The organism is Parasulfuritortus cantonensis, from assembly GCF_004337445.1.
GTDB classification, from domain to species: domain Bacteria; phylum Pseudomonadota; class Gammaproteobacteria; order Burkholderiales; family Thiobacillaceae; genus Parasulfuritortus; species Parasulfuritortus cantonensis.
This window is the reverse complement of the sequence record NZ_SJZB01000002.1, coordinates 16,057-27,713: the sequence shown is the minus strand read 5'-3', so window position 1 is coordinate 27,713 and position 11,657 is coordinate 16,057. Positions and strand designations below refer to the sequence as shown.

Annotated in this window: 13 protein-coding genes; 5 read left to right on the top strand and 8 right to left on the bottom strand. The window is 68.9% G+C overall.

Translation table 11 applies throughout. From position 1 onward, the window contains the following. The 4 genes from EZJ19_RS00735 to EZJ19_RS00725 all read right to left on the bottom strand — a co-directional run. Positions 1 to 678 (bottom strand): FAD-dependent oxidoreductase (locus tag EZJ19_RS00735; RefSeq protein ID WP_165873399.1); only part of this gene is annotated, 678 nt, incomplete at its 3' end. Between the two features lie 164 nt (positions 679 to 842). Then, entirely contained in the window at positions 843 to 2,111 is a 1,269-nt protein-coding gene (locus EZJ19_RS00730; protein WP_131444395.1) for a sensor histidine kinase, read from the bottom strand. Further along, positions 2,098 to 2,256 carry a winged helix-turn-helix domain-containing protein gene (locus EZJ19_RS16835; RefSeq protein WP_276320088.1) on the bottom strand — a complete coding sequence of 53 codons (159 nt, stop codon included), beginning with the start codon at positions 2,254 to 2,256 and terminating at the stop codon, positions 2,098 to 2,100. The genes EZJ19_RS00730 and EZJ19_RS16835 overlap by 14 nt, the downstream gene beginning before the upstream one ends. Next, positions 2,208 to 2,780, bottom strand: coding sequence for a response regulator transcription factor (locus tag EZJ19_RS00725; RefSeq protein WP_276320087.1), 573 nt, complete (start codon positions 2,778 to 2,780; stop codon positions 2,208 to 2,210). Before EZJ19_RS00725 ends, EZJ19_RS16835 begins: the two co-directional genes overlap by 49 nt. A gap of 115 nt (positions 2,781 to 2,895) precedes the next feature. Between EZJ19_RS00725 and EZJ19_RS00720 the strand changes: the two genes are divergently transcribed. The 3 genes from EZJ19_RS00720 to EZJ19_RS00715 all read left to right on the top strand — a co-directional run bounded on the left by EZJ19_RS00720 (position 2,896) and on the right by EZJ19_RS00715 (position 5,506). Beyond that, on the top strand, positions 2,896 to 4,713 hold the full coding sequence (locus EZJ19_RS00720) for a SulP family inorganic anion transporter (RefSeq protein WP_131444394.1): 1,818 nt from the start codon (positions 2,896 to 2,898) through the stop codon (positions 4,711 to 4,713). 17 nt (positions 4,714 to 4,730) lie between these two features. Next, on the top strand, positions 4,731 to 4,880 hold the full coding sequence (locus EZJ19_RS15700) for a hypothetical protein (protein ID WP_165873398.1): 150 nt from the start codon (positions 4,731 to 4,733) through the stop codon (positions 4,878 to 4,880). Positions 4,881 to 4,945: 65 nt separating this feature from the next. Then, positions 4,946 to 5,506, top strand: coding sequence for a gamma carbonic anhydrase family protein (locus EZJ19_RS00715; RefSeq protein WP_131444393.1), 561 nt, complete (start codon positions 4,946 to 4,948; stop codon positions 5,504 to 5,506). 4 nt (positions 5,507 to 5,510) lie between these two features. Here the strand turns inward: EZJ19_RS00715 and EZJ19_RS00710 are convergent, their stop codons facing one another. Genes EZJ19_RS00710 through EZJ19_RS00700 form a run of 4 tightly spaced genes read right to left on the bottom strand, consistent with a single transcriptional unit; the run spans position 5,511 to position 8,873 of the window. Further along, on the bottom strand, positions 5,511 to 6,038 hold the full coding sequence (locus tag EZJ19_RS00710; RefSeq protein WP_131444392.1) for a disulfide bond formation protein B: 528 nt from the start codon (positions 6,036 to 6,038) through the stop codon (positions 5,511 to 5,513). A 5-nt stretch (positions 6,039 to 6,043) separates the two neighbouring features. Further along, positions 6,044 to 7,069: a sigma-54 interaction domain-containing protein gene (locus EZJ19_RS00705; RefSeq protein ID WP_240754606.1), complete on the bottom strand. Its 1,026-nt coding sequence runs from the start codon at positions 7,067 to 7,069 to the stop codon at positions 6,044 to 6,046. Continuing rightward, positions 7,027 to 7,419 (bottom strand): response regulator, encoded by a 393-nt coding sequence (locus EZJ19_RS16125; protein WP_240754605.1) that lies wholly within the window; start codon positions 7,417 to 7,419, stop codon positions 7,027 to 7,029. The genes EZJ19_RS00705 and EZJ19_RS16125 overlap by 43 nt, the downstream gene beginning before the upstream one ends. Beyond that, a complete protein-coding gene (locus tag EZJ19_RS00700; RefSeq protein ID WP_131444391.1) occupies positions 7,416 to 8,873 on the bottom strand; it encodes a sensor histidine kinase in 1,458 nt (485 codons plus the stop codon). The genes EZJ19_RS16125 and EZJ19_RS00700 overlap by 4 nt, the downstream gene beginning before the upstream one ends. A gap of 228 nt (positions 8,874 to 9,101) precedes the next feature. On the opposite strand from EZJ19_RS00700, the gene EZJ19_RS00695 reads away from it, so the two are divergent. Next, positions 9,102 to 9,491 (top strand): hypothetical protein, encoded by a 390-nt coding sequence (locus EZJ19_RS00695; RefSeq protein ID WP_131444390.1) that lies wholly within the window; start codon positions 9,102 to 9,104, stop codon positions 9,489 to 9,491. Between the two features lie 19 nt (positions 9,492 to 9,510). Further along, complete coding sequence (locus EZJ19_RS00690) at positions 9,511 to 11,631, top strand: SulP family inorganic anion transporter (protein WP_131444389.1); 2,121 nt, start codon at positions 9,511 to 9,513, stop codon at positions 11,629 to 11,631. The last annotated feature ends 26 nt before the right edge of the window (positions 11,632 to 11,657 follow it).

The window sequence follows — 11,657 nt, the reverse complement described above, 5'->3', positions numbered from 1 at the left end:
GCAGGCGCGCTCGTAGGGGCCGGGCAGGCAGCGGTAGTTGCCGGACGGGACGGTCTGGACGAAGACGCCGCCCTCGAATTCCTGGACCTTGCGGTGCAGGGTGACGTGCTCGGTCGGGGAGATGAAGCCGCCCGGGTACATCTGGCGCAGGGCCGCCTGGACGCCGGCGTCCTTGACGCCGATCTTGTCGTAGTCGTAGGAGATGCCGGGGGCGATGACCAGGAAGTCGTACTTGATGTCGCCTTCGCTGGTGACCAGGGTCTTGCCGGCGCGATCCAGGCCGGTGACGGTGGCGTTGAAGTAGACGTAGCCGTTGTTGACGGCGGCATCCAGGAAGCTATGGTCGGCCAGGAACTCGAGGTCGATCACGCCGGCGTACCACATGTTGCTGGAGAAGCAGGACGAGTACATGTCACGCTTTTCCACCAGCACGACGTCGAACTTCGGATAGGCCTTCTTGGCGTACTTGGCGATGGTCAGGCCGGAGGTGCCGCCACCGACGACCACCAGGCGCGGACCCTTGGCCTTGGGCAGGTTGGCCATGCTGCCGCTGGATACCGCGGCCGACGAACCCGCTACCGCGGAACCGGTCAGGCCGGTGGCGCAGCCCGCCGTGCCGGCGGCCAGCATGGCGCCGCTCATTTTCAGGAAACTGCGCCGGTTCAATTGCTCGTTCATGAGTGTCATCTCCTCGTTGTGGGTGAAGCAAATGCCCGGGACGCTGGACGTACCGGGTGAATTGATTTGGCCCGAACCGTACGTGCGGCCGGGGGGACGCGATAATCCTACAGGCGCCATGGTTAAGAGTGGGTTGCCGTCAGGTAAAAATCAGGTGAAGACGGCTATTCGGGCGGAAAGATCAGCGTTGCCGTGGTGCCCGAACCGGTCTGGCTGGCGATGGCGATGCGCCAACCGTGCAGTTCGCAGATGCGCTTGACCAGGGACAGGCCGATGCCGGCGCCGTCCGAGGCGACGCCGCGGTAGTGGCGGCGGAACACCCGTTCCAGTTCGTCCTCGGCGATGCCGCAGCCGCTGTCGCTGACCTCCAGGCGGCGCTCCGCCAGCCGGACGTGGATGCGGCCGGAGCGGGAATGGCGCACCGCGTTGTCGATCAGGTTGTCGACCACGACGGCGGCCAGGGTCTTGGCGACCCGGATCTGGAGGTCGGCCTCGGCGTCGACATGGAACTCGACGCCGCCGTCCCCGGCCAGGTTGCGCTGCTTGGCCACCGAGCCGTGCACCACCTCGGCGATGGAGCAGCCTTCCTCGGCCCCGTCGCCGGCGCCGCTCTCGCGCGCCAGATGCAGCAGCGCCCCGGTCAGGTCGGTCATGTCGTGGCTGGCGCGTTCGATGCGCGCGATGCGCTGGCGTTGGCTGTTGTTCAGGGCGGTGTCGCTTTCCAGGACTTCCACGGCACCGCGGATGATGGCCAGGGGCGTGCGCAGCTCATGGCTGACGTCGGCCGTGAAGGCGCGCTCGCGCTCGACGCAGGCCTGGATGCGGGCATGGTAGCGGTCGAAGGCATGGGCCAGCTCGTCGACCTCGTCCTGGCTCGGGCGCGGCGGCGCCGGTACGGCGGCCGCGGGCGCCTCCAGGGCGGCCACCCGCGCCGCCAGGTCGGTCACCGGGGCCACCACCCGGCGCGCCAGCCAGAAGCCGCCCAGGGCGGACAGGCCGGTCATCGCCACCATGCCGGCGATCAGGTAGTAGAGGAAGTTGCGCTCGCGCTGCAGCTGCGGCCCGACGTCGAACAGGAAGGCGTAGCGGCGGTTGCCGGATTCGACCACCCGGGCCAGGTAGGGGCGGCCGTCCAGCTCGATGGCGCGGTTGCCGGGCGGCAGCACGGCCAGGGCGGGCGGTCCGGCCCGGCGCGGATCCGGGTCGCCGAGCGCGTAGCCGCTCAGGGTCCGGGTGGCGGGCAGCATGGCGTCCGGGGTGCGCGCCAGGCGCGCCAGGTAGTCCTGGCTCTCCGCGTGCAGGGTTTCGTAGATCAGGCGTTGGCCGAAGTCGTGCACCGCGACGTAGATGGCGATCGACAGGATCAGGCTGATGAGGGCGCCGAAGCCGGCGAAGATGAGCGCGACCCGGACGCGCAGGCTACGGCGTTTCATGGCCGGCGAGCTGGTAGCCGACGCCGCGCACGGTCCTCAGCATGGGGATTTCGTCCGCCTTGTCGATGGCGCCGCGCAGGACGTGCAGGTGGGCCTTCAGGGCGTCGCTGTCGGGTGGGTGGTTGCCCCACACCGCCGCCTCCATCTCCTGCCTGGGCACCACCCTGGGCGAGGCGCGCATGAGCAGCTCGAGCAGCTTGAGGGGATCGGCGGCAGGTCGATGCGGCGTTCCCCGCGCGCGACCCGGTAGGTGCCGACGTCGAAGCACAGGTCGTCGATGCGCAGCACCCGGCTCTGGCCCTGGGCGAGGACGCGCCGGGCGATGGTCTTCAGGCGTGCCTCGACCTCGCGCAGGGCATAGGGCTTGACCACGTAGTCGTCGGCGCCCGCCTCCAGGCCGCGGATCTTGTCGTCCAGGGAATCGCGCGCCGTGAGCATCAGCACGGGGGTGTGCTTGCCCGCCACGCCGCGCAGGTTGCGGCACAGGGTGAGCCCGTCCATGCCGGGCAGCATGATGTCCAGGACGATGGCGTCGTAATCCTGGGTCACGGCCAGGTGCAGGCCGCTGATGCCGTCGCCGGCGGTGTCGATGACGTGGCCGCGGGGCGACAGGTAGTCGCTGAGGTTGGCGGTGATGTCCCGGTTGTCTTCGATGATGAGCAGGCGCATGGCCCGAATTTTGAACCGGAAACGCGGAAAAGGGCACTCGCCGGTGGCGATTCCGAGGCGGCCGACATGACCCCCCTGTCCCGAACCGGGATAAGTATATTAGAATGCAACCACTATGTTGCAAAAAGCAATCTCTCTGCCAAATCTGAGCTGCCCGCTGTGGGTCTACCGCGCCTTCCCGTTCATGCGCTGGTGGCCGATGGTGAACGGCGAGACGACCCGCGCCGACCTCATGGCCGGCCTGACCGGGGCCATGATCGTCCTGCCCCAGGCGGTCGCCTTCGCCACCATCGCCGGCCTGCCGCCCGAATACGGCCTCTACGCGGCCATGGCGCCAGCCGTCGTCGCCGCCCTGTTCGGTTCCTCGTGGCACCTGGTCTCGGGCCCGACCACGGCGATCTCGATCGCGGTGTTCGCGTCGGTCAGCCCCTATGCCCACCCGGGCTCGCCGGAGTTCATCGGCCTGGTCCTGACCATGACCTTCCTGACCGGCCTGTTCCAACTGGTGCTCGGCCTGGCGCGCATGGGCGTGCTGGTCAACTTCATCTCGCACACGGTGGTCATCGGCTTCACGGCCGGCGCAGCCATGCTCATCGCCGGCAGCCAGATCAAGAACTTCTTCGGCGTCGACATCCCGCGCGGGACGCCGTTCTTCAAGGTCCTGGAGCTGTTCGTCGAGCAGCTCGGCCAGGTCAACCCCTACGTCACCGGCGTCGCCGTCGTGACCCTGCTGGTCGGCATCGCGGTGAAGCGCTGGCTGCCCAAGATCCCCTACATGATCGCCGCCATGGTGGCCGGCAGCCTGGTCGCCGTCGCCGTCAACGCGGCCTTCGGCGTCGACACCACCCACATCAAGACGGTCGGCGCCCTGCCGTCCGGCCTGCCGCCCCTGTCGATGCCGGACTTCTCCTTCCATTCCGTGTCGCAGATGACCTTCCCGGCCCTGATCATCACCATGCTGGCGTTGACCGAGGCGGTGTCGATCTCGCGTGCCGTGGCGGCCCGCTCGGGCCAGCACATCGACGGCAACCAGGAGTTCATCGGCCAGGGCCTGTCCAACCTGGTCGGCGCCTTCTTCTCCGGCTACGCGGCGTCCGGCTCGTTCAACCGCAGCGGCGTCAACTACGCGGCCGGCGCCCGCACGCCGCTGGCGGCCGTGTTCGCCTCGGTGTTCCTGGCCGTCATCCTGCTCCTGGTGGCGCCGCTCGCCGCCTACCTGCCCACCGCCGCCATGGCCGGCATCCTGTTCCTGGTCGCCTGGGGCCTGATCGACGTCCACCATATCGGCGTCCTGCCCAAGGTCAGCCGGCAGGAGACCGTGGTCCTCTGGGTGACCCTGATCGGCACCCTGATCGACCTCGAGAAGGGCATCTTCTTCGGCATCGCCCTGTCCCTGGCCCTGTACCTGTACCGCACCTCGCGGCCCGGCGTCGAGGCCGTGCTGCCCGACCGCAGTGCCGCCAGCGACCACTATTTCGCGGTCGAGGACGAGCAGGAGTGCCCGCAGATCCGCTTCATCCGCCTGAACGGCTCGATCTTCTTCGGTGCCGTCGCCCACCTGCAGCAGCGCATCCAGGAGCTCGAGGAGGAGGAGCCGGAGCTCCGGCACCTGGTGGTGGTCGCGAGCGGGGTCAACTTCGTCGACCTGGCCGGCGCCGAGTTCATCGCCGAGCAGGCCCGGCACTGGCGCCAGAAGGGCGGCGCCCTGTACTTCTATCGCATGAAGCCGGCGGTGGCCGAGATGCTGCAGCGGGGCGGCTACATGGACGACGTCAAGGAATACAACCTGTTCCCGGTCGGCGTACGGCCCATCGAGGTCCTCGCCGAGCGCCTGGACGCCAACGTCTGCGCGGGTTGCGACCGGCGGGTGTTCAACCAGTGCGGCGTGGCCGGACGGGTCGCGGCCGGCGAACCGGCGCCGGCGTCGGCCTGAAACGAGAGGAAAACGACATGGTGCGCAAGATCGCCCGACTTTCGACCCGGGACGGCCAGCGTATAATCGGCGCCCTGCTGGGTGGTTTGCACGGCTGGCTCGTCAGCCTGGGCATGGGCCAGGACGGCCCCGCCGGCACCCTGCCGGAGGACCTCCGGGCGCGCTGACCCGTGCCCGCGCCGCGGGCGGACCGTTGGTCTGTGTCGTCGTCTAGTCAAACAGGAAGCATCCAATGATCCGCCGCAATCCCAATGGCGACCTCCCGGTCGTCCACGAAACCGCCTTCGTCGACCCGACCGCCATCCTGTGCGGCAAGGTGGTCGTGCAGCAGAACGTATTCATCGGCCCCTACGCCGTGATCCGCGCCGACGAGGTCGACGACGACGGCGGCATGGACCCGATCGTGATCGGCGCCAACTCGAACATCCAGGACGGCGTCGTCATCCACAGCAAGGCCGGCGCCGGCGTGACCATCGGCGAGAGCACCTCGATCGCCCACCGCTCCATCGTCCACGGCCCCTGCCGGGTGGGCGACAACGTCTTCATCGGCTTCAACTCGGTGCTCTTCAACTGCGAGGTCGGCGACGGCTCCGTGGTGCGCCACAACTCGGTGGTCGAGGGCTGCCACGTGCCGCCCGGCTTCCACATCCCGTCCACCACCAACGTCCACTCGGACGCGGAACTGGCGCGCGTCGTGCGGGTGACCACCGATCAGACCGATTTCTCGGAAAGCGTGGCCCAGACCAATCTCGAACTGGTGCGCGGCTACAAGCGCATCCGCAACGAGTTCTGAGCGCCTAGCCGGCCGGCCCGCGCCGGAGGCCGCGCCACAGGGTGTGGGCGCCGACCAGCAGGGCCGAGACGAAGGCGACCAGCGCCCAGCCGGCCAGGGACAGGCCGAGGATGACCAGTTCCCGGCTGGCGCAATTGCCGCGCGCCTTGAACAGCACCGGAATCCGGGCGTTCAGCCACTTGACCAGCAACTCGATGGCGTTGGGTTCGCCGCCCGCGCACAGGAATTCCGCACCCGGCTGGCCCTGCAGCCAGACCTGGTAGCCGGCCACGGCGCTGCCGGAGGCGGCGCAGAGCAGGAACAGCAGCCCGGCGACCAGCCCGGCCGGGCGGTCGCGGCCGAGCGCGGCGGCCAGCCCGAGCAGGGCCATGAGCAGGAACTCGAAGCGCTGGAATACGCACAGGTAGCACGGGTGCAGGTGCAGCGCCTGGGTGAGGGCGACGCTGCCGGCCACCAGGGCGGCGCTCGCCAGGGCCATCAGCAGCCAAAGCCGTGCCGGGCTGGCCAGGCGGGTCAGGATGGGTGCGGTCATGCCGGTCAGCCTTTCTCCAGTTCGTAGCGCTTCAGCCTACGCCAGAGCGACACCCGGTCGATGCCGAGCACCTGGGCGGCCAGGGTCTGGTTGCCGTTGGTCTCGTGCAGCACCCACTCGATGTAGCTGCGTTCCTGTTCGTCCAGGGTCGGCATGCGGCCTTCCTTCTTCCGGAAGGTGCGCAGCGACAGCTCGCGCAGGTCGTCGGGCAGCTGGCCCGGGCCGATGCCGGGACCGGACGAGAGGGCGACGCCGCGCTCGACGATGTTCTCCAGTTCGCGCACGTTGCCCGGGAAGTCGTAGGCCTGGAGCAGGTCGAGCACCTGGGGGTCGATCTCGCGCACGTCCTTGCGCATCAGGGCGGCGCACTTCGCCAGGAAGTGGTAGGCGAGCAGCGGGATGTCCCCGCGCCGCTCGCTGAGCGGCGGGATGTGCAGGTTGACCACGTTGAGGCGGAAGTAGAGGTCCTGGCGGAAACGCCCGCTGGCGACCAGTTCGGGGACGTCGCGGTTGGTCGCCGAGCAGACCCGGACGTCGATCTTGACCGGCACGGTGCCGCCCAGGCGCAGCACCTCGCGCTCCTGGATCACCCGCAGCAGCTTGACCTGCATGGCGGTGGACATCTCGGTGACTTCGTCCAGGAACAGGGTGCCGCCGTTCGCGGTTTCGATCAGGCCGGGCTTGCCGGTGGCGCCGGTGAAGGCGCCTTTCTCGTTGCCGAACAGTTCGTTGGCGAGCAGTTCCTCGTTGAAGGCGCCGCAGTTGACCGCCACGAAAGGGCCGTCGCGCCGGCTGCCGTGCTCGTGCAGGTAGCGGGCGAACAGCTCCTTGCCGGTGCCCGACTCGCCGGTGATCAGGACGTTGCAGCCGGACGGCGCCACCTGGCGGGCCATCTCGAGGAGCTTCAGCATGCGGCCGTCCTGGCTGATGATCCGGACCCGGCCCTGGAACCCGGCCAGTTGTTCGCGCAGGGCGTGGTTCTCGCGCTTCAGGCGCACCTTGTCCAGGGCCGCGCCGACCACCTGGCGCACCTCGTCGAGCCGGTACGGCTTGGCGATGTAGTGGAAGGCCCCTCCTTCATGGCCGCCACCGCGGAGTCGAGGCTGGCGTGCCCGGTGATCATGATCACCTCGGCGTCGGGGGCCAGTTCGCGGCACCGGCGCAGCACCTCCATGCCGTCGACCTTGTCCATCCGGAGGTCGGTGAGGACGACGTCGTAGACGTTCTTCTCAAGCAGGTTGAGGGCGTTCGTGCCGCTGGTCGTGGCGGTGACCTCGTGGCCGGCCCGCTTGAGCACGTGCTCGATGTTGCGTAGGGCGACCCGTTCGTCGTCGACCACCAGCAGGCGGCCGAGCGGCGGGACGGCGGCGGGGGCGTTCATGACGGCTCCTTGGGCGTATCGATCCGGCGCGGCAGCCGGATCCGGAAGACGGTGTCGGCACCCGGGACGCTTTCGGCGTCGATGCAGCCGCCGTGTTCCTCGACGATCTCGCGCACGATGAACAGGCCGAGGCCGGAGCCCTGGCTGGCCGACTTGGTGGTGTAGAAGGGTTCGAACACGTGCGCCAGGACGTCGGCCGGGATGCCCTGGCCGTGGTCGCGCACCTCGATCTCGACCGCCTCGGCGGGCGCCCGGTGCTCGTCCTGTTCGCGCGGGCAGGGCAGGGCGTCGGCACCGCGCACGGCCGCCGCTACCCGTATCTCGCCGGGCCCGGTCTGGGCCTCGACGGCATTCTTGAGCAGGTTCAGGAAGGCCTGCTGCAGGCGCGGCTTGTCGGCCGGCACGACGAGGTCGTCCGGGATGTCGAGGCGGAAGCCGACCCCGGCCGGCAGGTCGTTGCGCAGGAACAGCAGGGTCTCCTCGAGCGCCGCCTTGAGCGGCACCGGCTGGCGCCGGAATTCCCGTTCGCGCGCGTAGTCGAGCAGGGAGCGGACGATGCGCTGGGCGCGCACCGTCTCGGCGTCGATCTGGGCGAGCATCTCGTGGCGCCACTCGGGACCGGAGCTGTCGCCGTCCTCGAGCAGGATCTGGGCCGACGAGGAGATGTTGGAGAGCGGGTTGTTGACCTCGTGGGCGACCCCGGAGATCAGGCGCCCGAGCGCGGCCAGGTGATCGGCCTGGATGAGCTTCTCCTGCTGGCGCAGGCTGACCTCGTCGAGCACGTGGTTGAAGGCGCGCGCCAGCGCGGCGATCTCGCGGTCGCGCGCGGTGGCCAGGTTGAGGCGTGCCTTGTCGCCGGCGGCGACCATCTCCATGCGCCGTTCCATCTCCTGCAGCGGCCGCACGATGCCGCCCGAGACGACCACGGCGGCGACGCCGAGCAGGCCGAGCAGGCCGAACAGGGTGGCGAGCAGGAAGGTGCGCTGGTGGGCCAGGCCGGCGTGCAGGGCGGTCCGCTCGCTGGCGGCCAGTTCCTGGGCGTCGTTGACGATGGCCAGGCCCAGTTCGCGGACCGCCTGGGCGCGCTCGGGGCCGGGCCGGCCGGCATAGTCGGACATGGCGGCGGCATAGCGGTCGAGCGCCTGGCGCAGGCGGGCCAGGTGCGCAGGCGTGGCCCGCTTCTCGAAGTCCGTGCGTTCCTCGCCCAGCAATTGGCCGGCGCGCGCGGCGTAGGCCCGGTTCGCGGCCAGGTCGCCGGCCTGGCCGAACAGGAAGTAGTTCTTTTCGAAGCGGCGCAGCTCCAGGGCGACGTCGAAGAACTCCGAGATGGCGGCGCCGGCCTGGATCTGTCGCTCGGTCAGGCGCGACTCCAGGTAGTAGAGCCCGGACAGGCCGACCAGGAGCAGTGCGAAGACGGAGTAGCCGAGGATGATTTTCTGGCGCAGCGAGGACATGGCTAAACGTTGTATCGTGCCCGTTGCATAATGTAACTTTGCTGAAAAAGCCTTTTCATAATAGGAACATGGCGATATCTGCCGGCCTGGCGCCGGGGTCCTTAGTGTCGTCCAGCATGATGCATTCTGCAACCATCGTGCTGTTTCGGTGTTGCATGCTGTCGATTATCCATTTGATAAATAAGGTTTAACGCAGTGTGGCACGGCGTTTGCAGTGGACGCCGTCGTTTGAGTTGGGTGCTGCCCCTGGCCGCCATGTCCGAGCCATACCGCAAAGTGTTGCTGGTCCTGATCTCCGCGGTGCCGCCGCCGCGCGTGCTGGATGCCGCCTGCGCGCTGTGCGGCCGCCTCGGCGCCGGGCTGGAGATCGTCGCCCTGGGCGAGGGCCTGGCGCCGGCGCGGCTCGCCGGCCTGGCCGAGCGCCCGGGCGTGCACGCCTGCGTGTGCCGGGCCGAGGCGAAGCCGGACTGGGGCGTCGCGGACCTGGTGGAATGGGCCAACGCCCGCGCCTGCGTCGCCACCGTCGTGCTGCCGGAGGCGGACGGCGAGGCGGCCGAGTCCGAGTTGTGGCGGCACCTGGCCTGTCCGCTGGTGGTGGTCGGCACCGACCCCGTTTGACGAACGTACGTGAGCTGAGATGAACGCATTGCACCGCTACCTGCCTTTCCTGCGCTGGTTTCCCCTCAAGGCGGAGACGGCCCGGCCGGACTTCATCGCCGGGGTCACCGTCGCCCTGGTCCTGATCCCGCAGTCGATGGCCTATGCCCAGCTCGCCGGCATGCCGGCCTACTACGGCCTCTATGCCGCCTTCCTGCCGGTCGCCATCGCCTCCATGTTCGGCTCCAGCAATTTCCTCGGCACCGGGCCGGTGGCGGTCGTCTCGCTCCTGACCGCGTCCTCGCTGGCCCCGCTCGCCTCGCCGGGTTCGGCCCAGTTCGTCGCCCTGGCCATCCTGCTCGCCCTCATGGTCGGCGTCGTCCAGTTGTCCCTCGGCCTGTTCAAGCTGGGCGTGGTGGTCAACTTCCTGTCCCACCCGGTCATCGTCGGCTTCACCAACGCCGCCGCCATCATCATCGGCCTGTCCCAGGTGTCCAAGCTGTTCGGCGTCTCCATGGGCCGCTCGGAAAGCTTCATGAAGGACATCTGGGGCGTCGCCCTGCAGCTCGGCGACACCCACCTGCCGACCCTGGCCATGGGCCTCCTGGGCATCGGCCTGATGTGGGGGCTGAAACGCTTCCTGCCGCGCTGGCCCGGCGTGCTCATCGCCGTCGTGGTGACCACCACGCTGTCCTGGGCGATCGGCTTCGAGAAGAACACCGGCGCACGCATCGACGAGGTGGCGGACGTCGAGGCGCGTACCCTTTTGGCCGAGTTCGACTACGCCAACGGCCGCATCGCCCAGCTCAACGGCCAGCTGGAGGAGAAGACGGCCAAGCTGAACCAGGTGCACGAGGACCAGGGCGAGTTCTCCCATGACGCCGCCACCCTCAACTACGAGATCGACCTGATCAAGCTGGAACTGCACGACCGCGAGAACGAGAACCGCAAGCGCAACCGCGCCATGCGCAGCTACCTGTTCGAGCGGGTGCCGGCCAGCGCCGGCCAGCCGGCGCGCTTCTACCCGCTCGGCAAGGTGCCGGCCGGCGAGCGGTCGGACGGCAACCGCTGGCGCATCCGCAAGGTCGCCGGCGGCGGCCTCAAGCTGTCCGGCGGCGGCGAGGTGGTCGGCAAGGTGCCCGAGGGCCTGCCCGCCTTCCAGCTGCCGACCCTCGACCTGGGCGCGCTCGGCTCCCTGCTCAGCACCGCCATCGTCATCTCCCTGGTCGGCTTCATGGAGGCCATCTCGATCGCCAAGGCCCTGGCCACCAAGGCCAAGCAGAAGGTCGACCCGAACCAGGAACTGATCGGCCAGGGCCTGGCCAACATCGTCGGCGGCTTCACCCAGTCCTTCCCGGTGTCCGGCTCCTTCTCGCGCTCGGCGGTGAACTTCAACGCCGGCGCCCGCTCGGGCTTCTCGGCCGTGGTCACGGCCCTGTCGGTGCTGATCACCCTGCTGTTCCTGACCCCGTTGCTCTATCACCTGCCGCAGGCGGTCCTGGCCGCCATCATCATCATGGCGGTGATCGGCCTGGTGAACTTCAGCGCCGTCAAGCACGCCTGGCAGGCCAGCCGGCACGACGGCGTCGCCGCCATGGTGACCTTCGTCGCCACCCTGCTGGTGGCGCCGGACCTCGACCGCGGCATCATGATCGGCGCCGGCCTCGCCATCCTGCTCTACCTGTACCGCACCATGACGCCGCGCGTCGCCCAGCTCGGCCGCTATGCCGACGGCACCCTGCGCGACATCAAGGTCAACCCGGGCCTGCCGACCAGCCCGCACATCACCGCCATCCGCTTCGACGGTTCGCTCTACTTCGCCAACGTGGCCTATTTCGAGGACACCATCCTGGAGGCCGTGGCGGCCAAGCCGGACGCCGAGTACGTCCTGGTGGTCGGCGACGCCATCAACCAGCTCGACGCCTCCGGCGAGGAGGTGGTCCACCACCTGGTCAGCCGCCTGCGCGACGGCGGTACCGGCATCGTCTTCTCGGGCCTCAAGAAGCAGGTGCTCGACGTCATGCGCCAGACCGGCCTGTTCGAGCTGATCGGCCAGGAGAACATCTTCGCCACCGAGGATCAGGCCATCGCGGCCATCTACGAGCGCCTCGGCGAGACGGCACAGGATTCGTTCTGCGCCTTGAATCCGGCCCGGGCATGAGGAACAATCCCAAGCTTGCGTGCCGC